The organism is Azospirillum himalayense (assembly GCF_042657465.1).
Classification (GTDB): Bacteria; Pseudomonadota; Alphaproteobacteria; order Azospirillales; family Azospirillaceae; genus Azospirillum; species Azospirillum himalayense.
Window position 1 is genome coordinate 16,157 of sequence record NZ_JBHSLC010000096.1, and the last position, 20,852, is coordinate 37,008.

At 70.6% G+C, this 20,852-nt stretch carries 25 protein-coding genes; 12 read left to right on the forward strand and 13 right to left on the reverse strand.

All coding sequences use genetic code 11. The features are described 5' to 3' along the window. Positions 1–5 precede the first annotated feature (5 nt). Genes ACFPMG_RS26850 through ACFPMG_RS26865 form a run of 4 tightly spaced genes read right to left on the reverse strand, consistent with a single transcriptional unit; the run spans position 6 to position 2,957 of the window. Complete coding sequence (locus ACFPMG_RS26850) at positions 6–740, reverse strand: MotE family protein (protein WP_376998286.1); 735 nt, start codon at positions 738–740, stop codon at positions 6–8. A gap of 3 nt (positions 741–743) precedes the next feature. Further along, on the reverse strand, positions 744–1,391 hold the full coding sequence (locus ACFPMG_RS26855; protein WP_376998287.1) for a DUF6468 domain-containing protein: 648 nt from the start codon (positions 1,389–1,391) through the stop codon (positions 744–746). Further along, entirely contained in the window at positions 1,372–2,490 is a 1,119-nt protein-coding gene (gene fliM / locus ACFPMG_RS26860; protein WP_376998288.1) for a flagellar motor switch protein FliM, read from the reverse strand. Before fliM ends, ACFPMG_RS26855 begins: the two co-directional genes overlap by 20 nt. Before the next feature lie 17 nt (positions 2,491–2,507). Then, positions 2,508–2,957 carry a flagellar basal body-associated FliL family protein gene (locus tag ACFPMG_RS26865; protein WP_244947804.1) on the reverse strand — a complete coding sequence of 150 codons (450 nt, stop codon included), beginning with the start codon at positions 2,955–2,957 and terminating at the stop codon, positions 2,508–2,510. A gap of 238 nt (positions 2,958–3,195) precedes the next feature. On the opposite strand from ACFPMG_RS26865, the gene fliF reads away from it, so the two are divergent. Genes fliF through ACFPMG_RS26900 form a run of 7 tightly spaced genes read left to right on the forward strand, consistent with a single transcriptional unit; the run spans position 3,196 to position 8,789 of the window. Continuing rightward, on the forward strand, positions 3,196–4,893 hold the full coding sequence (fliF, locus tag ACFPMG_RS26870) for a flagellar basal-body MS-ring/collar protein FliF (RefSeq protein ID WP_376998289.1): 1,698 nt from the start codon (positions 3,196–3,198) through the stop codon (positions 4,891–4,893). Next, positions 4,893–5,624 (forward strand): FliH/SctL family protein, encoded by a 732-nt coding sequence (locus ACFPMG_RS26875; RefSeq protein ID WP_376998290.1) that lies wholly within the window; start codon positions 4,893–4,895, stop codon positions 5,622–5,624. The genes fliF and ACFPMG_RS26875 overlap by 1 nt, the downstream gene beginning before the upstream one ends. Continuing rightward, a complete protein-coding gene (gene fliN / locus ACFPMG_RS26880) occupies positions 5,612–5,953 on the forward strand; it encodes a flagellar motor switch protein FliN (protein ID WP_094305794.1) in 342 nt (113 codons plus the stop codon). The genes ACFPMG_RS26875 and fliN overlap by 13 nt, the downstream gene beginning before the upstream one ends. A gap of 32 nt (positions 5,954–5,985) precedes the next feature. After that, complete coding sequence (gene fliP, locus ACFPMG_RS26885) at positions 5,986–6,768, forward strand: flagellar type III secretion system pore protein FliP (RefSeq protein WP_376998291.1); 783 nt, start codon at positions 5,986–5,988, stop codon at positions 6,766–6,768. A 4-nt stretch (positions 6,769–6,772) separates the two neighbouring features. Then, entirely contained in the window at positions 6,773–7,096 is a 324-nt protein-coding gene (locus ACFPMG_RS26890) for a hypothetical protein (RefSeq protein WP_051658806.1), read from the forward strand. Between the two features lie 15 nt (positions 7,097–7,111). Next, a complete protein-coding gene (locus tag ACFPMG_RS26895) occupies positions 7,112–8,134 on the forward strand; it encodes a flagellar motor switch protein FliG (protein WP_348770970.1) in 1,023 nt (340 codons plus the stop codon). Positions 8,135–8,159: 25 nt separating this feature from the next. Next, entirely contained in the window at positions 8,160–8,789 is a 630-nt protein-coding gene (locus tag ACFPMG_RS26900; protein ID WP_376998292.1) for a hypothetical protein, read from the forward strand. A gap of 29 nt (positions 8,790–8,818) precedes the next feature. Here the strand turns inward: ACFPMG_RS26900 and ACFPMG_RS26905 are convergent, their stop codons facing one another. Beyond that, positions 8,819–9,598 (reverse strand): response regulator transcription factor, encoded by a 780-nt coding sequence (locus ACFPMG_RS26905; RefSeq protein WP_376998293.1) that lies wholly within the window; start codon positions 9,596–9,598, stop codon positions 8,819–8,821. Between ACFPMG_RS26905 and ACFPMG_RS26910 the strand changes: the two genes are divergently transcribed. Beyond that, positions 9,597–9,875: a hypothetical protein gene (locus ACFPMG_RS26910; protein ID WP_376998294.1), complete on the forward strand. Its 279-nt coding sequence runs from the start codon at positions 9,597–9,599 to the stop codon at positions 9,873–9,875. The genes ACFPMG_RS26905 and ACFPMG_RS26910 overlap by 2 nt on opposite strands. A 73-nt stretch (positions 9,876–9,948) precedes the next feature. Further along, positions 9,949–10,767: a coiled-coil domain-containing protein gene (locus ACFPMG_RS26915; protein WP_376998295.1), complete on the forward strand. Its 819-nt coding sequence runs from the start codon at positions 9,949–9,951 to the stop codon at positions 10,765–10,767. A 17-nt stretch (positions 10,768–10,784) separates the two neighbouring features. Here the strand turns inward: ACFPMG_RS26915 and ACFPMG_RS26920 are convergent, their stop codons facing one another. From ACFPMG_RS26920 to ACFPMG_RS26930, 3 genes are all read right to left on the reverse strand, one after another. Then, positions 10,785–11,018, reverse strand: a complete 234-nt coding sequence (locus ACFPMG_RS26920) for a hypothetical protein (protein WP_376998296.1) — start codon at positions 11,016–11,018, stop codon at positions 10,785–10,787. 123 nt (positions 11,019–11,141) lie between these two features. Beyond that, positions 11,142–11,825: a class I SAM-dependent methyltransferase gene (locus ACFPMG_RS26925; protein WP_376998297.1), complete on the reverse strand. Its 684-nt coding sequence runs from the start codon at positions 11,823–11,825 to the stop codon at positions 11,142–11,144. Positions 11,826–11,886: 61 nt separating this feature from the next. Then, entirely contained in the window at positions 11,887–12,930 is a 1,044-nt protein-coding gene (locus ACFPMG_RS26930) for an alpha/beta hydrolase family protein (protein ID WP_376998298.1), read from the reverse strand. 198 nt (positions 12,931–13,128) lie between these two features. Between ACFPMG_RS26930 and ACFPMG_RS26935 the strand changes: the two genes are divergently transcribed. Beyond that, entirely contained in the window at positions 13,129–13,794 is a 666-nt protein-coding gene (locus tag ACFPMG_RS26935) for a MarC family protein (RefSeq protein ID WP_376998299.1), read from the forward strand. 7 nt (positions 13,795–13,801) lie between these two features. On the opposite strand, the gene ACFPMG_RS26940 is transcribed toward ACFPMG_RS26935, so the two are convergent. The 3 genes from ACFPMG_RS26940 to ACFPMG_RS26950 all read right to left on the reverse strand — a co-directional run bounded on the left by ACFPMG_RS26940 (position 13,802) and on the right by ACFPMG_RS26950 (position 17,318). Further along, the gene (locus tag ACFPMG_RS26940) at positions 13,802–14,860 is read right to left on the reverse strand and encodes a Glu/Leu/Phe/Val dehydrogenase dimerization domain-containing protein (RefSeq protein WP_376998300.1); all 1,059 of its coding nucleotides are present in this window, start codon (positions 14,858–14,860) and stop codon (positions 13,802–13,804) included. Positions 14,861–15,248: 388 nt separating this feature from the next. After that, positions 15,249–16,010, reverse strand: coding sequence for a DUF2076 domain-containing protein (locus tag ACFPMG_RS26945; protein ID WP_376998301.1), 762 nt, complete (start codon positions 16,008–16,010; stop codon positions 15,249–15,251). Between the two features lie 180 nt (positions 16,011–16,190). Then, the gene (locus ACFPMG_RS26950; protein ID WP_376998302.1) at positions 16,191–17,318 is read right to left on the reverse strand and encodes an AI-2E family transporter; all 1,128 of its coding nucleotides are present in this window, start codon (positions 17,316–17,318) and stop codon (positions 16,191–16,193) included. Positions 17,319–17,516: 198 nt separating this feature from the next. Here ACFPMG_RS26950 and ACFPMG_RS26955 point away from each other — a divergent pair, with 198 nt between their 5' ends. Further along, positions 17,517–18,194 (forward strand): HAD family hydrolase, encoded by a 678-nt coding sequence (locus ACFPMG_RS26955; protein WP_014200114.1) that lies wholly within the window; start codon positions 17,517–17,519, stop codon positions 18,192–18,194. Next, positions 18,191–19,075 carry a lipid kinase gene (locus ACFPMG_RS26960; protein WP_376998427.1) on the forward strand — a complete coding sequence of 295 codons (885 nt, stop codon included), beginning with the start codon at positions 18,191–18,193 and terminating at the stop codon, positions 19,073–19,075. The genes ACFPMG_RS26955 and ACFPMG_RS26960 overlap by 4 nt, the downstream gene beginning before the upstream one ends. Before the next feature lie 101 nt (positions 19,076–19,176). On the opposite strand, the gene kduD is transcribed toward ACFPMG_RS26960, so the two are convergent. Next, positions 19,177–19,941 carry a 2-dehydro-3-deoxy-D-gluconate 5-dehydrogenase KduD gene (kduD, locus tag ACFPMG_RS26965; RefSeq protein WP_376998303.1) on the reverse strand — a complete coding sequence of 255 codons (765 nt, stop codon included), beginning with the start codon at positions 19,939–19,941 and terminating at the stop codon, positions 19,177–19,179. Between the two features lie 31 nt (positions 19,942–19,972). Then, positions 19,973–20,809, reverse strand: a complete 837-nt coding sequence (kduI, locus tag ACFPMG_RS26970; RefSeq protein ID WP_137117881.1) for a 5-dehydro-4-deoxy-D-glucuronate isomerase — start codon at positions 20,807–20,809, stop codon at positions 19,973–19,975. Positions 20,810–20,852: the final 43 nt, after the last annotated feature.

A 20,852-nucleotide genomic window follows, 5' to 3' on the forward strand; every position in this document is an offset into this window, starting at 1 on the left:
CGGGCTCAGTTCGTCGGCGTCTGCATCAGGCGGACGGGAAGCGGGGCGGGCGGCGGCGGACGGTCGCCGGGCAGGGCGCGCCGTTGCAGGACGAGGCGGGTGACCTCGCGCGCCTTGCCGTCCTCCAGCTCCGCGATGATCGGGGCGGAGCGGCGCTCGGCCATGCGGTCCAGCACGTCGATGATGATGTCGGTTTCCAGGTCGTTGAAGATGCGCGCGGCGTCGCGCGGCTTCATCGTCTCGTAGATCGTCACCATGCGCTTCAGATCCTCCGCCTGGAGGTTGGAGCGCTGCTGCATCAGCGCCTCCACGTCGCGCTTGATGGCGCTCAGCTTCTGGATTTGGGCGGTGGCGCGGGTCTCGGCGGCGGCCAGCACCGCTTCCGCCTCGCCGAGATGGCGGGTGCGGGCGTTCACGTCGGCCTTCTGCTCCGCGATGGCGGCGCGCAGGGCCGGGTCGGTGCAACTCGCCGCAGGCAGGGCGGCGTCCGTGGGCGGGGCCGCCGGGGTCGCCGGCAAGGCCGCCATCGCAGGTGATGCCATCATGGCGCCCGGCTGCGGCGCGGCGTCCGGAAACGCCTCCGCGCCGCCCTTCAGGTCCTTGGCCCAGGGGCGCTCATGCTTGCCGAATTCACGGTCGAACTGCTGGGCGACCACCGGCAGCCCTTCCATCAGCGAGCCGAGCTTGAGCGGCAGCACCATCAGGATCGCCACCAGCGTGATGGGAAGTACGCGCAGCATGGCTCAGCGCTCCGGTCCGATGGCCCGCAACCGGGCGTAGAAGGCGTTTGCGGCCTGCTGCCGCGCGCCGCCGGTTTCCACGGTGGGTTCGGTGGTGGCTTCGGCGGCAGTTTCCACGGCAGGCGGCGGTTCCTCTGCCGGGCGGGCGGCGGCCCCGGCCAGCGCGGCGACGCGCATCGGGCGGAAGCCGTCCTCATCCTCCGCCGCATCGCGGTCCAGCGCGGGAGCGACGTTCGCGGGGGCGGGCTCCGGGTCCGTGACGGCGGCAGGCGGCGGGACAGGGCGGGGCCGCGGACGTGGCGCCGGACCCTCTTCCAGGCGGCGGACCAGGGCGCGGGCCTCCTGCACGGACGCCTCGATGCGCTTGGACGCCCGCTCGCAGGAGCCGAGCACCAGCGCCGCCTCCTCGGTCACGCCCTTGGCGCGGTCGAGCCCGTCGGACAGCTTGGCCGAGGCCTCCGTCGCGGCGGCGACCAGCCGCTGCACCGAAGCCTCGGTCTCGTCGATGGTCTTGGAGAAGGTGCCGATCAGCGCGCCGATCTCGGCCTGGCTGGAGCGCATCACCTTCAGCCGCTTGTTGACGATCACCAGGAACACCGTGGCGGTGACGAGCATGACCGCCAGAACGGCGTCAATGAGGAATGAGACCATCGATCAGCTCCTGCTTGGTCTCCAGGTCGGTGTCGATCTTGACGGAGATGTTGCCGTTGCGCTGGCCCATGTGGCCGGCGAAGAGGGGGGTGGTCTTGCTCTGCAGCACCACCGGCGCGTCGGGGTCGATGCGCAGCTTCAGCGAGGTGCCCTTTTCCCAGTTCAGCACCTCGCCCAGCGAGACCTGGGTCTGCTGCAGCACCGCGACGAGGTCCAGCTTGGCGCGCATCAGCTCGGCCTTCAGGTGGCTTTCCCACACCGTGTCGTGGCCGAACTTCTCGCCCATGAAGGTCTGCACCAGCTTGCCGCGCACCGGCTCCAGCGTGGCGTAGGGGATGACCACCTCGGCGTGGCCGACGCGGCGCTCCACCTCCACCGCGATGCGCACGCGGATGACCGCGTTGGTGGCGCGGGTGATGGTGGCGAATTGCGGGTTCGTCTCCAGCCGGTCGAAGGTGAAGTCGATGGGCGTGATCGGGTCGAAGGACTGGCTGAGATCCTGGAGGATGACCCGGATCAGCCGCTCGGTGATCTTGCGCTCGATGGAGGTGTAGGTGCGCCCGTCGATGCGCCGGGCGCGGCTGCGCCGCCCGCCCAGCAGCACGTCCATCATGCAGTAGATCAGCGCGCTGTCGACCGACACGACGATGTGGTTGTCCCACTGCTCCGCCCGCGCGACGCCGACCAGGGCCGGAAGCTCGATGGTGTCGAGGAACTCGTTGTAGCGCAGCCAGTCGATGCGCAGCAGGCTGGCCTCCACGCTGGTCGAGGAGAACTGGCGCAGCGACGTGTTGAGCAGCCGGACCATGCGGTCGAAGACCACGTCCAGCATCGGCAGCCGGTCCTTGTTGACCGTCGTCGTGCTGATCAGCCGCTCGATGGCGCGGGTCTGCCCGGCGGATTCCGTCTGCGGCCCGACGGCGAAGTTCAGCAGGCGGTCGATCTCCTCCTGGTTCAGCTCCTTGGTGTCGGCCATCAGGGTGGCGGTCTCGGACCCGCCGGAATCACCGTCCAGGCCCCAGTCCAGATCGTCCCCGGAACCGTCGCCATGGCCGCCGCCATGCTCGCCGCCGTCGTCCGTGTCGATGGGAGTGCTCATCCGTTCCTCTGGGTCGGCTATTGGGTGAGAAGGCTGCGCAGCAGGACGTCGGACACCGTGTCCGGGCCGAGGATCAGGTTGAAGCGGCGGCGCAGCTCCCCGCGCAACCGCAGCAGACCGGCGGAGCCGCGCAGGTCGTGCTGGTCGATGTTGCGCAGGAACTCCTGCTGGGCGTTGACGAGGTGGGGCATCGCCTGCTCCACCCGGCCGCGGTCCTTGGGCGCCAGCGCCAGCGTCACCCCGATCTTCATGAAGCGCGACGGCGTGTCGGGGCGCAGGTTCACCAGCAGCTCCGGCATGTCGAGCGTCGCCTGGGCCGGCTCGGCGATGGGCGTGCCCTCGAACAGCCGCGCCACCCCGTCCGGCCCGACGGCCATCCAGTAGCCGCCGAACCCGGCCGCGGCGACGCCGCACAGGGCCGCCGCGCCAATCGCCAGCCGGGCCAGCGGCAGCACGATGACGTACATCCGCTGCCGGCCCGGCGTTCCCGTCCTTGCCTTTCCAGCATCTGTATTCATCGCGGCCGGCGCCTCCAAAATACCGAAAATTTGAGAGACTGTTTTAAACGATCAAGTTTTAGCGACTTCCTTCCGGTCTATCTTCGCGGCTTTTACTCCGCTTAAAAGTCATCCCGGTAGGTTGTGAAGGCTCACGGGGTGAACATTACGGTCCCCGCTTTTCGGAAACTTTAAAGGTGCGGGTGTCGTGACGGGACTGATCGACAATCTGCGGACGCTTGGGCGCACGCGCCTTCTGGTGCTGGCCGGCACGGGTGTCGGCATCGTCCTGGCGGTCGCCACCATGGCGGTTCTGCTGTCGCGGCCGCACATGACGCCGCTCTACACCGGTCTGGAACCGGCGGAGGCCGGGCGCATCGTCAAGGCGGTGGAGGCCATGGGCGTGCCGGTGTCCGCCGCCTTCGACGGCACCGCCGTCCAGGTGCCGGAGGCCGAGGTGCCGCGGCTGCGCATGCTGCTGGCCGAGAAGGGCCTGCCGTCGCGCGGCGGCATCGGCTACGAGCTGTTCGACACCGACAAGCCGCTGGGCATCACCAGCTTCATGCAGCGGATGAACCGGCTGCGCGCCATGGAAGGCGAGCTGGCCCGCACCATCGAGACGCTGTCCGGCATCGAGGCGGCGCGCGTCCACATCGTGCTCCCCGACCGTGAGGAGTTCTCGCGCGCCGCCCCCACCCCGACCGCCTCCATCGTGGTGCGCATGCGGGGCCGGGCGCCGCTGGAGCGGCGGCAGGCGCTGTCGATCCGCCACCTCGTCTCCGCCGCCGTGCCCAACCTGAAGCCGAGCGCCGTCACCGTGCTCGACGCGTCCGGCGAGGTGCTGCTGACCGAGGAGGACGGCGACGCCCGCTCCTCGGCGAAGGTCGACGGGCTGCGCGCCGGGCATGAGACGCGCATCTCCCGCGCCATCGAGCAGATGCTGGTGGCGCGGCTGGGGCAAGGGAACGTTCGCGTTCAGGTTGCTGTCGACGTCGAAACCAAGCGCGAGGTCGTGCGCAGCCAGAGCTTCGACCCGAACAGCCAGGTCGTCCGCTCCACCCAGACGGTGCAGGAGCAGGACCGCAGCCTGGACAGCACGGGCGAGCCGCCGGTCACCGCCGAGCAGAACCTGCCGCAGCGCGAGGTCCGCGCCCAGGCCCAGAACAACCGCTCCTCCTCCGACTCCAAGCGCCAGGAGGAGACGATCAATTACGAGATTTCCAACGTCGCCCGGGAAACCGTGATCGAGCCGGGCGACATCCGCCGGGTCAGCGTCGCCGTGCTGGTCAACGGCACCTGGGCGACGGCGCAGGACGGCACCCGCAGCTACGAGGCCCGCTCGCCCGAGGAGCTGCAGCGCATCACCGAGCTGGTGCGCTCCGCCATGGGGTTCAGCGAGGCGCGCGGCGACCGGGTCACCGTCGACAACCTGGAGTTCGTCAACTTGGCCCCCGAGCTGGGCGCCCGCGAGCCGATGGCGGAGATCGTCGACACGCTCAGCCGCAACGTGATGACTCTGATCCAGTGGGTGATCCTGCTGGTGCTCTGCGGGCTGCTGATCGTGCTGGGGCTGCGCCCGCTGATCCGCCGCGTCTTCCCGGCGCCGGAGCCGGTGGCGGCGGAAGCCGCCGCCCCGGCGCTGGCCGCGGGAGCGGCGATGCCGCAGCTCGCCGGTCCGGCCATGGGCGGCGATCCCGCCATGCAGGCGGCCCAGCTTGCCGATATGGGTGAGCCGGCGGCGGCCCTGCCGGGCATCGAGGAGACGATGGACCAGCTCATCGAGCTGCGCACGGTGGAGGGCCGGGTGCGCGCCTCCTCCATCCGCCGGCTGGGCGACATCGTCGACCAGTATCCCGATGAGGCGATCGACATCCTGCGCTCCTGGCTCTACGAGGAGGCGGTCTGATGGGCTACCCGCGTTACCGCTTCGACCTGCGCTTCGACAGCACGGCCCAGGCGGCGGCGCAGGCGGCGGCGGAGTTCGGCGCCCCTCCTGAGCCGGACCCCGTCGATCCGCTCGACGAGATCGTCCATTCCGAACGCCACCTTCAGGCCGCGGTCCACGGCGCCGAAGTCCGCGCCTTCGCCGAGGGCGTGGAGCAGGGCCGGCGCGAGGGGGCGGCGGAGGCCGCGGCCCGCACCGACGCCGCTCTGGCGCAAGCGCTCTCCCACCTCGACGAGCAACTCGCCGCATTGGACGACCGCTTCGCCGAGGCCCTGCGCGGGGTCGAGGCGCAGGGGTCGGCGGTGATGCTGGCGCTCGTCCGCCGCCTCGCCCCGGCGTTGCTGGAGCGGATCGGGGCGGCGGAGACCGAACGGCTCGCCACGGACGCCCTGCGGCTGGCCGGCGGGTCGCCGCGGCTGCGGCTGCGCGTCCATCCCGATCTGGCGGAGCCCGTCCGGGCCCGGCTGTCCGACCCGGAGTCGCTTGGCTTCAAGGGCGCGCTGGAGGTCGCCGCCGACCCCTCCCTGGCGCCCGGCGGGCTCGACGCCGCGTGGGAGGCCGGGGGCCTGCGCTACGACCCCGCGGCGGTGGAGCGCGCCGTCGACGGCCTATGCGACCGCGCGCTGGCCGCCCTTTCCACCGAACATGACCTCTTCACCGACACGGAAAGCACCGCATCATGGCCCCACTGAACCTCGACGTTCTGGAAGACGACGCCAAGCCCGCCGAGAAGGACGCCGCCGGGATTCCCGCCGCGGCGGTCGCCGGAGGATCGATGAACGCCATCTACAACGTCCCGGTGGACGTGCAGGTGGTGCTCGGCCGCACCAGCATGCTGGTGGCGCAGCTCCTGAAGCTCGGCCGCGGCGCCGTGGTGGAGCTGGAGCGCAAGGTGGACGAGCCGGTGGAGGTCCTGGTGAACCACCGTCTGGTCGCCCGCGGCGAGGTGGTGATCGTCGAGGACCAGCGGCTGGGCGTCACGCTGACCGAGATCGTGCGCACCGATCTGGCCATTGATTGACCCCCCTTGTGCCGCATCCACGGGGTCCCGCCATGATCCGACGCCTGCTTCCGCCCGCCCTTGCCCTGGCCTTCGCCGCGCTGCTTCCCGCGGCGGCCTGGGCGCAGGGCAGCGGGCTGGACCTGTCCTCCATCGGCAGCGCGCTCGGCAGCGCCACGGGGGAGAGCGGGTCGCTGTCCGGGCGCGTCATCCAGGGCATCGTCCTGCTGACGGTGCTCAGCGTGGCGCCCGGCCTGCTGGTCATGGCGACCTCCTTCACCCGCATCATCGTCGTGCTGTCGCTGCTGCGCTCCGCGCTCGGGCTTCAGCAGTCGCCGCCGAACATGGTGCTGATCAGCCTCGCCATGTTCCTGACCTTCCACATCATGGGGCCGGTCTTCGACGCGGCGTGGCAGGACGGGCTGCGCCCCATGCTGAACGAGCAGGTGACCCAGGAGCAGGGGCTGGAGCGGATGGTCGAGCCCTTCCGCAACTTCATGGCCTCCCAGGTGCGGGACAAGGACCTGTCGGCGTTCGCCGGCTTCTCCGGCAAGCCGGAGGCGGAGCAGCCGAAGACGGCGGCCACCGCCGACCTGCGTGTGCTGGTCCCGGCCTTCCTGCTGTCGGAGCTGCGCCGCGCCTTCGAGATCGGGTTCCTGATCTTCCTACCCTTCCTGGTGATCGACATGGTGGTGGCGGCGGTGCTGATGGCGATGGGCATGATGATGCTGCCGCCGGTGATGATCGCGCTGCCCTTCAAGATCATCTTCTTCGTGCTGACTGACGGCTGGTTCCTGATCGCCAACAGCCTGATCCGCTCCTATGGGGGAACCTGACGCGATGACCGAGCCCCGGCTGCTGCCCGCCGTTCCCTCCGCCGGCCTGTCGGCGCCGCCCGCCGCACCCCCCGCCGGGGCGTCGGGGATGGCCGACAGCGTGACCGCCTTCGCCCGACGGCGGGGCGTCACGGTGGACGACGAGACGGCCGTCGTCACCCTCCTGAACGCGCTCGACCCGAACCCGCTGGTGCCGCACCGCATGGTGCTGGTCGCCGGCAGCGTCCTGGCGAACGTCTTCCGTCACGACCGCCTGCAGGGCGACCGCCCGCTGGAGCGGGATGACGATTCCGACCACTCCACCCTGACCGCCGACCGCTTCTTCTGAGGTGCCAGCATGGGCATGCCGATCAAGATCCGAGACAATTTCAAGAGCCTGAGCGGGTCGGAGAGGACCGCGGTGATCTTCCTGGCGCTGGGCGAGGAGCGCGGCTCCCGCCTGATGGAGAAGCTGGACGACGACGAGATCCGCATGGTCAGCCGCGCCATGGCCAGCCTGGGCAACGTCACCTCCAACCTCGTCGAGGCGCTGCTGCGCAGCTTCACGGAGCGCTTCGCCAACACCGGCTCCGTCGTCGGCTCCTACGACAGCACGGAGCGCATGCTCTCCCGCTTCCTGCCCGACGACCGCGTGTCGGAGATCATGGGCGAGATCCGCGGCCCGGCGGGCCGCACCATGTGGGAGAAGATGTCCAACGTGAACGAGGCCGTGCTCGCCACCTATCTGGCGGGCGAGTACCCGCAGACGGCGGCGGTCATCCTGTCGCGCATGCGCAGCGACCACGCCGCCAAGGTGCTGCCGCTGCTGGCCCCGGCGCTGCGGCTGGAGGTGATCGAGCGGATGATCCAGATCGAATCCGTGCAGCGCGAGGTGCTGCTGGACATCGAATCCATCCTGCACAACGAGTTCATGGCCAACTACGCCCGCACCCACGGCGCCGACACGCACGAGCGGATGGCCGACATCTTCAACCGCATCGACCGCGACACCATGGCGGACATCTTCACCGACCTGGACGCGGTGATGCCGGATTCGACCCACCGCATCCGCCAGCTCATGTTCACCTTCGAGGATCTGCTGCGGCTCGACCGGGTGTCGCTCCAGGCGGTGATCCGGCGCTGCGACACCGGCCAGCTCGCCATCGCGCTGAAGGGCGCGGAGGCGCTGCAGCGCGACCATTTCCTGTCCGTCCTGTCCGAGCGCGCCCGCATGATCCTCCAGGACGAGATCGAGAACATGGGGCCGGTGCGGATGCGCGACGTGAATGAGGCGCAGGCGGAGATCGTGCAGGTCGCCAAGGCCATGGCCGACGACGGAGCGATCGTCCTTCCGCAAACGGACGAGTCGGACGCCGTCGTCTATTGATGGCCGTCTACGGATGGGTGTGCTGATGCCGGACGCGGTCGCCGAGGTTGGCCATCTGCTGGCGGTGGTCGAGGCGCTGGACCCGCGGGCGGCGCAGGAACTGCGCGGCGGGTTGCCGCGCTGCGATTCCACCTTCGGCCTCGGGCTGGCCTTCTTCCTGGCGGCGACCGCCAACGGCGCGCGGGCGTGGCTGGGGCCGAAACGCTGCCGGCTGCTGGAGCAGCTCGACGGAGGTGCGCTGCTGGACGATCTCGATATGGCGCTGGCGCCGCGCCACCGCCGCACCGCCGACGGGCGGGAGTGGCGGGTGATGAGCATCCCGGTGATGGACGGCACGGCGGCGGGCGGCTGCCGCGGCCTGCTCTGCGCCATTTCCGACGGGGCGGACCTTCAGACGGGAAGCGCTCTGGTCCTGCAGATGCGGCTCCCGGCGCTGGGGGCGGTGCAGCTCGTCGCGGCGGGGGAGGGGCGGCGGTTCGACGTGACGCTGCAGACCGGCGGCGGCCTGTCCTCCGCCGCGCTGGCCGACATGCAGGACGGATTCGCCGGCGCCATGGGCGACGCGGGCCTGGGCGGCGACCTGACGGTGGGAGCGCTGGCCGGGGCTTGGCTGGATCTGGAGGAGGAGGCGCTCAGCGCGGACTGGTCGGGGTAGGGTGGGGGCCCGACGCGAGCACCTCTCCCTCACCCCGCCAGCCGCGCCTCGCCACCCCCGCGCCCAAACCCCACATACCCCGGCAGCACGCGGCGCGCCGGCAGGGCCGGGGCAGGGTCCTCATGCTCGGGCGGGGCCTCGAACTTGTAGCCGCGTCCGTAGACGGTCTCGATGTAGCGGGCGCCGCCGGTGGCCTCGGCGATCTTCTTGCGGAGCTTGCAGATGTAGACGTCGATGACCTTGTCCAGCGGGTCGGCACCGGACAGGCCGTAGACCTCGTCGTAGATGTGCTCCTTGGAGACCACGCGGCGGTGGTGGGCGGCGAGCACGCCGAGGATGGCGTGCTCGCGCTGGCTCAGCCGCAGCCGCTCGCCGCCGACCTCCGGGTCGCGCCCGTCGAGGAACACCGTCAGCCGGCCGACCCGCACCGCGTTGCTCAGCAGGCCGCGCGAGCGCCGCCGCGCCACCTCGATGCGCGCCCGCACCTCGGCGCTGACCACCGGCTTGACCAGCACGTCGTCGGCCCCGGCGTGCAGCAGCTCCACCGTCGTCGCCACGCAGCGCCGGTCGAGCAGGCAGAGGATCGCCGCCCCGACCTGATGCGCCCGCAGCGCCGCCACGCAGCGCGCCGGATCGTCGACGCTGCCCAGGACGATGGCGTCGTAGCCAAGTCCTTCCGCCCCCTGCTGTCGCAGAAGCTCCTCCAGCCCGGCCCAGTCCTGGCGGTCGTAGCGGATCTTCCCCATGCCGAGCTGACGGCCGAGCGCGTCGGCGATCAGGGGGTTCGGTTCAACCAGAACAGCACGCATGGGGTTCTCCGCAGCATCGGATCGACCAGGGCGATTGATTTGCTTTTTAGGAAAAGTCTTTTTCGCGCCTGCAAACATCATTCAAAAAACCAATCGAAATCCGTACTGTCAATCGTTGGTGTTAATACCTTGGCGAGAGGTGGGAGTCGGCGTTAAAGCGGTTTTAAAACCCGTTAACAAACTTGATTTTGGAAAACTTGCCGACGAAATTCCTGAAAATACAAAACGAATTCTCGGCAGTGCTTTTTGCCGGACCGTCTCCGGCTCCGGCCCATAAAAAAGGTTCCTGTGCGCGGCGCGCCGGACGCGCTACTGTGGCGGTGCAGGCCCGACTGTCAGGATAAGCCGCGATGACCGAGATGATGCCGCTCTCCAACGCCGAGGATACGACACCTCCGCCCGCGGCGCCGGCCAAGCGGACCACCCGTCAGCGCTCGGCGAAGGCGCCGTCGGAGGAAACCACGCAACTCTTGCGCGTCTATGGCGATCAGGTCGCCACGCTCGGCGAACAGATCGCCAAGGCGGAGGCCGCGGCGGACAGCGAACGGGCGGAGCGGCTGCGGGTGATCGCCGAGCACGCCTCCGAGCGTGAACGCTGGCGCGAGGCCATCGGGGAGGTGGAGCGGGCGCGTTCCGGGGAGGTCGGGACCCTCCAGGGCGACCGCGAGGCGGAGCGCGACCGCATCAACCAGCTCGTCGAGACGCTGATCGCCGAGACCTCGGCGCGCGAGCAGGGCATGGCCCGCGCGCTTCAGGACGCGGAGGATCGGCTGTCCGCGGTGAACGCGGAGATCGCCGCCCTGCGCTTGTCCCACGCGGTGGCGCTGGACCGCCTCCAGGCCGACCGGGAGGCGGAGCGCAAGCGCATCGGCGGCCTCGTGGAACGGCTGATCGCCGACACGGAGGCGCGGGAGCGCGGCTTCCGCCAGCGCATCGAGTCGGCGGAACGCCGCAGCGAGGAGGCGCAGGCGGCCTTGGAGCAGGAGCGCCGGACCGGCGCGGAGCTGGAAAAGCGGTTGGAGCGGTTGACCGGCACGCTGGACGGCCTGCGCCGCGACCGCGAGGCCGAGGTCGCCGCCTATGAGGCGATGCGCGACCAGTGCCGCATTCTGGTGACCGAACTGGCGCGGCGGCAGAGCCCCTGGTGGCGCCGCCTGTTCCGGAGGTGAGCGTCCGGCGCTGAGCGTTACTCGTCCTTCGTGTCGTCGCCGCCTCGGAAGGGCGCGGTCGCCACGTGGGCCGTGGCCGACACCACGTCGCCAGCGACGCTGACCGCGGACCCGGCGACGCTGGCCGCCGTGTCCACCGTGGCGACCACCACGCCGCAGCCGGTCAGAAACAAGGCCGCCGGGAGGAGCAGGACGGCGGCGGACAAGCCGAAGCGGGGCAGGCCGGAGCGGGACAAGGCAGGGTGGGGCATGGTCTTCGGCCTTCGAAAGGGTTACGCCGCTCCACTATGCCCCGGACGCGCGATGGCGCGCCTGTGACCAAACGGCGGCGCTCATGCTGGCACGCCGCCGTGTCGCCGCCAAGCGGTCCGTGCTTACGGCAGCCTCTTGAAGACCATGCGCCGCATCGGCTGGTCGAAGGCGGTCATCCCCTCCGCGTCGGTCCGCCCGTTGGCGGCGAAGCGGCGGCGGACCTCGGCCTCCACCGGGGGCAGGCGCTCGCGCCGCGCCGGGTCCACGGCGGTGACGTGGGTCAGGTAATGATCGGCGTCGCGGTAGCGCACCACCGTGCCGTAGACCGTCTCCTCCACCGCCTGCAGCGGCAGCGGCGGGTGCTTCAGCGTGTCGTAGGCGGCGGCGCGCACCTCCGTCTCGTCCTCGATGGGCAGGATGACCTCGAAATAGGCGCCCTCGGCGATCGGCTCGACCACCACCAGCGTGCCGCCGGGCTTCAGTGCCCGCGCCGCCTCGGCCATCGCGTCGGCCATGACCGCCAGCGGCAGGTGGTGGAAGCTGTTGGAGTAGACGATGGCATCCACCGACGCGTCCTCCAGGGGCAGCGCCTCACCCTTGCCGACGCGGTAGTCGGCTCCGGCCACCGGCTCCGCCTTGCGGGCGCGGGCAAGCTGGCCCTCGCTGATCTCGATGCCGATGGCCCGGGCGCCGAGCCCCGCGAAGTGGCGGGTCAGCGACCCATCGCCGCAGCCGACATCCACCACGGTCCGGTCCCGCGGGTCCAGAACCTCGGCCAGGGCATCTTTCAAGGTCATCGTCGTCATGGTGCGTTTCCGTTTTTCTTGATGGTCGGCAGGTGTTGGGCGGCGTTCCGGCCCCGGTGGGTCAGGGCGCGGCGTTGAGCGTCCGCCGGAAATAGTCGAGGACCTCGTCGTTCAGCCGCGCGTGGAAGCCGGCGCGGTCGAAGCCGGGCGGGTCCTGCACCGTCGCGCCGAAGCGGGCGGCGGCGCTGGCCGGGACCGGCGTCAGGAAGGCGTAGTGGCCGGCGCCGGGAACGAGGTCGTATTCCGGCGGCCGGGGCAGCAGGCTGCGCACCCGCGCCACTTGGAGGGCGCCGCTCTCGTCGCCCTTCTCCGCCTCGTAGAGCCGGACCGGGACGGTGACGTGGGACAGCGCGCCGTCCCCGAACAGCGCGCCGACCGGGTCCATCAGCAGCAGCGACCGGATGCGGGGGTCGGTGGCGGCCTCCAGCCGCTTCGGCGCGGTCGCGGCGGCGGTCTTGGCGCCCGCCGGGCAGAGGGTCCGGTCGTCGGGATGGGTGGCGCAGATCTGGGCCAGCCGCCCCGGATCGGCGACCCCGCCCGCCGCCGCCAGCGCCGCATGGCCACCGGCCGCGTAGCCGAGCACGCCGATGCGCTGCCGGTCCACCCGGAAACCCATCGGCGAGGAGTCCAGCACGGCGTCCAGTGCCGCGCGGAGCTGCAGCGGCAGCTCCGGCCACAGCGGCACGGTGCCGATCCGGTCGCCCTTGCCGGCCCTGGGGTCAGCGCCCGGTTCCATGCCGCCGAGATGGGTCACGAGGGCGGTCATCATCCCGCGTCGCGCCAGGAACAGGGCGACGCTGACCATCGCCAGCCCGTTGCGCGACGGTCCCTGGGTCATCATCACCAGCGGCACGGAATCCAGAGCGAGCCCGCCTTCCGGGGCGACGTTCAGGTGATAGGGGCCCCGGCGGATCGGCTGGACGTGGTCGCGCGTCGGGTAGAGCAGCAGGATCGGCACCGTCTTGCCCGTGCCCGGATCGGCGTAGGCAATCTGCGACACCGCCGCCCGGAACTGGGCCGGTGTTTCCGCCCGCGTGGGCAGGGCCGCCGGAAGCAGCCCGGTCAGCAGAAGAGCCAGAACCCATCGCCGTGTTCGCCGACCCATCGCAACTCCTCCGGAATCACGTCACGAAGCCTTCCCCGCAGGGGGGAGTGTGGCCGTCTTGCCGGCCGAACGGCAAGAGCGGCGTTTCGTCCCTGAACAACGAAGTTTGGGAAATCATGGCGCCTTGCCAAGGGACGGGCCGGCCTGTACCACGGCGGTGAGCCCCGCCAACCGCCAAGGCAAAGGTCGGCCCGTCCCATGTTCGACAGCTTCCTTCTCGCCTTCACGGCGCTGTTCTCGATCGTCAACCCCATCGCCATGGCGCTGATCTTCAGTCAGGTCACGGCGGAGCGCAGCCCGAAGGAGCGCGCGCAGCTCGCCACGCTGGTCGCCGTCTATTCGGCCATCGTCATGCTGACGGCCCTGTGGGCGGGGTCCTATGTGCTGAACTTCTTTGGAATCTCGCTGGCGGCGCTGCGGATCGCCGGCGGCTTCGTGGTGGCGGAGCGTGCCTGGGCGCTGCTGAGCGCGCCGGAAGCGCACGAGGCCCGCAAGCAGGAGCAGGCCGCCCCGGCGGAGGAGGCGGGGGAGTCCGATGTCGGGGAGTCGGCCTTCTTTCCCCTGACCATCCCCTTCACCACCGGTCCCGGCACCATCTCCGTCGCCATCGCTCTGGGCGCCACCCGCCCCAGGGGGAGCGAAGGGCTCACCGAATTCTTCATCGGCGTGTCGGCGGCGGCGCTGGCCATCGCGCTGCTGATCTGGCTGTCCTACCGCTCCGCCGACCGGCTGGTGGCGCTGCTCGGCCACACCCGCGCCCGCGTGCTGACGCGGCTGTTCGCCTTCCTGCTGTTCTGCGTCGGCGTCCAGATCCTGCTGACCGGCCTCCTGGACGCCTTCCCGGTGCTGGCCGCGGCGCGTTAAGGCCGTTTCAGCGTGCGCGGCCTATGCGCTGGCGGGCCATCCGGTCGGCGACGGCGGCGGTCGGTTTGCGCTCCATGTCGGCGCGGGCGAAGATCTCCGTCAGCGTGTCGGCGATCCGCTCGATGTGGGTCATCACGCGGGCGTGGTCGTAACCGGCGCGCTCGTAATAGACGTCGATCACCCCGCCGGCGTTGATGACGTAATCGGGGGCATAGAGGATGCCGCGGTCGGCCAGCGCCTGCCCGTGCCGGGCCTCGGCGAGCTGGTTGTTGGCAGCACCCGCGACGACCGGGCAGGTCAGCCGCGGGATCGTGCCGTCGTTCAGGACGGCGCCCAGCGCGCAGGGGGCGAAGACGTCCACCTCCAGGTCGAAGATGGCGTCGGCGGGCACCGGGGTGGCGCCGACGCGGTCGGCCACGCGGCGGGCCTGCGCCTCGTCGATGTCGGCGACCCACAGCCGCGCCCCGGCCTCGGCCAGATAGCGGGCGAGATGCCCGCCGACGCTCCCCACGCCCTGGATGGCGACGGTCAGCCCCTCCAGGTCGGTGCGGTGCAGGCGATGGCGCACCGCCGCCCGAAGCCCGACAAAGACGCCGTAAGCGGTGGAGGGGGAGGGGTCGCCGCTGCGCGTGCCGCCGCCCGCGGTCGCCTTCTCGACCACGCCGGAGACATGGGCGGTTTCCAGCGCCATGGTCTTGATGTCGGGAACCCCGGTTCCGGAATCCTCGGCGACGATGTAGCGCCCACCCAGCCGTTCGACGTGGCGCCCCATGGCGCGCAGCAGCGCCTCGCTCTTGTCGGTGCGCGGGTTGCCGATGATGACCGACTTGCCGCCGCCCAGCGGCAGGCCGGCCAGGGCCGACTTGTAGGTCATGCCGCGCGACAGGCGCAGCACATCGCGCAGGGCCTCCTCGTCGCTGGCGTAGGGCCACATGCGGCAGCCGCCCAGCGCCGGGCCGAGCGCGGTGTCGTGGACGGCGACGATGGCGCGCAGGCCGGATGCGGCGTCGGAGCAGAAGACCACCTGCTCATGGTCGTCGAAATCGGGATGGTCGAACAGTTGCACGGTTTCCTCCAGCTCTTTTTCTTTTTGAAAAAGCGGAAATCAACCGTGGCGCAAAGCTCGGGCGTTGCGCGCGGCAGGGTTCCGCGCGCCGTGCGATGGTTCGGCGTGTCCGCTTTTCCTTGCCCTGTGCTTCACCCCTTCTTGATCGGGTGGGGGAGTAACGGGGCGTTCTCTTGAAGGAAACTAGATGCGCATGAAATTGCTGGCAAGGCGGACGGTCGGCCGGCCTGCAAAAAGCAAGGAGATGAGCGCCGGGGCGGTCCGGAATCGGAAAAGTGTCGCGGACGGGACCACGAACGATAATTTCCGGTCCGCTCTCAAGACGGGGAGGGGGGCCGGGGACCGGCCGGGCGGTGGGGGGAGGCCGCCCGGCCGGTCCCCACGGGGATCAGAATTCCTCGTCCCCGCCGAAACCGCCCCACGAATCCTCTTCGCTGGGGATCTCCTCGGCCACCTGATCGACGGCGCCCTGGGCCTCCTGGGCGATGGCCTCGCCGCCGCCGGAGAAGGCGCTGGACAGCGCACTGCCGATCAGCATGCCGCCGGCCACGCCCATGGCGGTCTGCATGGCGCCGGCCATGAAGCCGCCGCCGGCCCGCTGCGGCTGCTGGGCGTAGGCCGCGACGCGCGGGTCGCCGTAGGCCGGGGCGGCGCCGGGCGCTTGACCCCAGGGGGAGCCGCCGGGGCGCTGCTGCGGAGCCGGGGCGGGCTTGGCGGCGGCGCCGCCACCGAACAGGCCGCCGAAGATGCCGCCGCCGCCGGCCGCCGCGGCCGGGCGCTCCTGAAGCTGGCGCTCCAACTCCTGGTTCTGGTTCTGCGAGGCGGCGAGCGCCTGCTCCAGCATGACGATGGTCTGCGCCATCAGGTAGGGCGCGCCCGGCTGGCGGGCGATGGTGTCGCGGATGTGGGCTTCGGCCTGCGGGTCGCGGGGGCCGGACTGGGCCTCGGCCTGACGCAGCTTGGCGAAGAGGTCGTCAATGATCTGGCGTTCGGTCTGGTCCATGGCGGTGCTCGTGCTCTCGGTGGTTTGAGGGATGGTCCGGGCGTGCCCCGGCGCGTCGTCCATTGGCTGGGCGGCGGCGTCCGGAGGGGGCCGGACAGGTGTGGAGGGTGTGGGAGAGGTCTGGAGATCGCGGGTCCATGGGAGCATTCAGTCCCTCCAAGTGCGGTCACGCCCGTCGGCGCAAGAGCAGGTGAAGAGATCCGACATCGCGACCACGTCTAAGTCGCCAGAGGGGCCCGGATCACAGGTCCCGGAGACGTGGGGAGGGCCGGGAAACCTGTCAAGAGAGGGGGGCGTCAGAAAAATAACGGAGATAACAGCGCTGCGTTATTCCGGCCGCGTGCGCGCCTCGAAACGCCGGCGGTCGCTCTTGTCGCTGAGCACGAAGGCGAAGGGGCGCAGCGCGTCGATGTGGCTGAGTGCGATGGCGATCAGGACGGTCATCGGCACCGCCAGCACGGTCCCGGCGGCCCCCCACAGCCAGCTCCACAGCAGCAGCGAACTGACGATCACCAGAGGCGAGATGGCGAGCTGCCTGCCCTCCAGCCGCGGACCGATGAAGTTGCCCATCACCTGCTCGATCACCAGCAGCCCGCCCGCGACCATCAGGGCGGTGGTCGATCCGCCCTGGGCCAGCGCCATCAGCACGGGCAGCGTGGCCGCTCCCACCGACCCGATCACCGGGATGTAGTTCAGCAGGAAGGCCAGGAAGCCCCACAGGAACAGGAAATCGATTCCGAACAGCGACAGCCAGCCGATGTAGAGCGCCCCGGTGATCAGCCCCAGCGTCGTGCTGACCAGCAGGAAACGGCGGAACTGCTGGGCGATGGCGGTGACCGCGGTGACGGTGGTGGCGCAGCGCTCCGGCCCCAGCGTCTTGACGATCTTCTCCCGCCAGACCGGCGCCTCGACCAGCATCAGCAGGGCGAGGAACAGGACGATGACCAGCGTCGAGACGGCCTCCCGCGCCGCCGCCAGCACCGACGCGACGAGGCCGGACAGCGCCTCCGCCCCGCCGCCTCCGTTGTCGCTGCCATTGCCGCCCGAACCGCCGAGAAACCGTTCGCGCAGACCGTCGATCCAGCCGTTCGCCTGCTCCCACAGGCGTTGCAGCTCCTCGGCGTGGCGCGGCACCTCGCCGGCCACGCGCTGGCCGACGAACCACAGGCCCCCGGCGAAGACGGCCAGCACCAGCAGCACCGTCAGCATGGCGGCGAGCGGGCCGAGCAGGGCCAGCCGCGGCGGCACCCGGTCGCGCACCCAGCGCCCGACCGGCGCCACGGCGACCGCCACGAAGAAGGCTCCGGCCAGCGGAATGAGCACCGGCGAGGCCGCGCCGAGGCCCCATAGGACGGCCAGGGCGGCCAGCAGGCCAACCAGCCAGAGGCCGAGCGTCATCCGGTCGATGGACCAGCGCCAATTTCCGTTCGCGTCCTCACGCTGTGCCAAGGTCATCCGCTCCCCGCCGTTGCGCCGCGCTGCCGGTTGGGCAGCATGAGCTTGACGCGGAAGCGGCTCCGAAGTTCCGCAACGCCCCGGTCCCGGCGGGAGCGCAGAATTGCCACCGGGGGGACGTTGCGGCGCAGCGGGGCTGCCACCAACTCACTGGGGCCGGCTCCGCCGGAGCGGGATTCAGCCTTGGGGACACACGCCATGGACCGCATCAACACGGCTTTCCTGTTCGACCTCGACGGCACGCTGATCGACAGCGTCTACCAGCATGTGCTGGCCTGGCAGGAGGCGCTGGACCATGAGGGGATCGAGCTGTCGGTCTGGCGCATCCACCGCAAGATCGGCATGAGCGGCGGCCTGTTCGCCAACATGCTGCTGCGCGAGACCGGCCTCGCCATCAGCCCGGAGCTTCTGGAGCGGCTGCGCCGCCGCCACGCCGAGGCGTTCCGCGGGCTGGCCGGGCGCGTCCGCCCGCTGCCCGGCGCGCAGGAGCTGCTGTCCCACCTGACGGCGGCGGGCATCCCCTGGGCCATCGCGACCAGCGGGCGGATCGAGACGGCGCGCTCCGGCCTGGAGGCCCTGGGCGTCGACCCGGACACGGTGCCGGTGGTGACGCGCGATCAGGTGAAATACGCCAAGCCCGACCCCGACCTGTTCCTGGCGGCGGCGGAGCGGCTGGGCGTCGCCATCGAAACGGCCATCGTGGTCGGCGACAGCGTGTGGGACATCCTGGCCGCGCGGCGTGCCCGCGCGCTGAGCATCGGGCTGCTGTCCGGCGGCTACGGGCAGGACGAGCTGGAGCGGGCCGGCGCCTTCCGCGTCTATGAGGACCCCGCCAGCCTGCTCGAGCATCTGGACGAGGTGGGAGGCCGACGCTGAGCGCCGACCGGCGCCGCGCGCTGCTGATCGTCAACGGAAAAGCCCGCCAGGGGCAGCGCGCGCTCGACGACATCCGGGAGGAGGCCGCGACGGCGGGTGTCGCCCTGGTCCGCGCCGAGTGCCGCGAGCGCGAGGACATCGCCGAGGCGATCCGCGACCATGCCGATTCCGTGGACATGGTCATCATCGGGGGCGGCGACGGCACGCTGAACGCCGCCGCTCCGGCGCTGGCCGACACTGGTCTGCCGCTCGCCATCCTGCCGATGGGCACGGCGAACGATCTGGCGCGCACGCTGGGCATTCCGTTGGACATGCGGGAGGCGGCGAAGCTGGCGGTCAGCGGCCCGATCCGCCGGATCGACCTCGGTGAGGTCAACGGCGTGCCCTTCTTCAACGTCGCCAGCATCGGCCTCAGCGTCGAACTGGCCCGTGAGCTGACGCGCGAGATGAAGCGGCGCTGGGGTGTGTTCGGCTACGCCGTGGCGGCCTTCCGCGTGGCGCGGCGCATGGCACCCTTCCGCGCCGAGATCCGCATCAACGGAGCGCGGCACCGCGTCAAGTCGGTGCAGATCGGCGTCGGCAACGGGCGCCATTACGGCGGCGGCATGACCGTTCAGGAGAACGCCGCCCCCGACGACGGGCAGCTGGACGTCTACAGCATCGACCTGCGCGGCTGGTGGGAGTGGCCCCTGCTGTACCCGGACTTCCGCCGCGGGCGGCACGGCCACTGGAAGAACGTCCATGCCTGGTACGGGCAGGAGGTGGAGATCACCACCCGCCACCGCCGCCCGGTGAACACGGACGGCGACATCACCACCCATACCCCGGCGCGCTTCCGCGTGCGGCCGGGAGCCGTCGCGGTGATCGCGCCGCCGCGGTGAGGCGAGGGGGACCGCCCCCGGATGGCCGTAAAAAAGCCGGGCGCCCCTGCGGGCGCCCGGCCGTCGTCCCGGCCTTCGTCACCGAACCGGCGATCCCCGCCTCAGCGGGCCAGCCAGCCGCCGTCCACCGGCAGGATCGTGCCGTGGATGTAGTCCGACGCGTCGGAGGCCAGGAACACCGCCGGGCCGCCCATATCGGCGGGGACGCTCCAGCGGCCCGCCGGGATGCGGCCCAGGATCTCCGCGCTGCGCTGCTCGTCGGCGCGGATCGCCGCCGTGTTGTTGGTGGCGACGTAGCCCGGCGCGATGGCGTTCACGTTGATGCCCTTGCCCGCCCATTCGTTGGCGAGCAGGCGGGTGATGCCGGCCACGCCGCTCTTGGAGGCGGTGTAGGAGGGCACCCGGATGCCGCCCTGGAAGGACAGCATAGAGGCGATGTTGATGATCTTGCCCTTGCGGCCCTGGCCGATGGCGTAGCGGCCGAAGGCCTGGCAGAGGAAGAAGACCGTCTTGATGTTGATGTTCATCACGAGGTCCCAGTCGGCCTCGGTGAAATCGACGGCGTCGGCGCGGCGGATCATCCCGGCGTTGTTGACGAGGATGTCCAGCCCGCCGAGCGTGCCCACCGCCTCCTCCACCAGACCCTGCACCGGGGCGATGCTGGTCAGGTCGGCGGTCATGGCGTGGAAGCGGCGGCCCGTGGCCTCGACGAGGCTTTTGGTCTCGTCGAGGGGGATGACGTCGACGGCGGCGATGTCGGCGCCGGCCTGGGCCAGCGCCAGGGCGATGCCCTGGCCGATGCCGGTGTGGGCGCCGGTCACCAGGGCGACCTTGCCGGTGAGATCGAAGGGATGTGCCTGAGCCATTGTCTTGCTCCTTATTCTTGGCGTCCGGGGATCAGCGCAGGTCTTCCATGGGGATGAAGTCCATGTCGGTGAAGTCCTGGTTGTCGCCGGCCATGGCCCAGATGAAGGTGTAGTTGCGGGTGCCGACGCCGGAGTGGATCGACCAGCTCGGCGAGATCACCGCCTGCTCGTTGGCGACGACGATGTGGCGCGTCTCGGTGGGCTCGCCCATGAAGTGGAAGACGCGGGCCGGTTCCGGCAGGTCGAAGTAGAAATAGACCTCGCAGCGGCGGTCGTGCGTGTGGCACGGCATGGTGTTCCACATGTTGTTCGGCTTCAGCACGGTCATGCCGAGCACGAGCTGCGCGGTGCGGCAGACGTCCGGGTGGATCATCTGGTAGATGGTGCGCTCGTTCGACTGGGCCGGGTCGCCCATGTGCACGGCCTTGGCCTGCGCGATGGAGATCTTCATCGTCTCGAAGCGGGCATGGGCCGGGGCGCTGTTCAGGTAGAACTTCGCCGGGTTGGCCGGGTCCAGGCTCTCGAATCGGACGTCCAGGCTGCCCATGGTGATGTAGAGGCAGTCGCGCGGGGCCAGCTCGAACACCGCGCCGTCCACCGTGATGCGCCCCGGGCCGCCGACGTTGACGGCGCCCAGCTCGCGCCGGTCGAGGAAGTTGGCCGAGCCGATGGCCTTGGCCGACTCCAGCTTCAGCGGGCCGGACACCGGCATGGCGCCGCCGACCACGAAGCGGTCGATGTGGCTGTAGGTGAGGACGATGTCGTCCGCCTCGAAGATGGACGGGACGAGGAAATGGTCGCGCAGCTTGGTGGTGTCGTAGTTGCGGACGTCATCCTGGTGTGACGCGTGGCGGACGGTGATCTTCATGGCGGTATCCTCGTGTGTGTTTTTCGGGGCCGGTGGGGGCCAA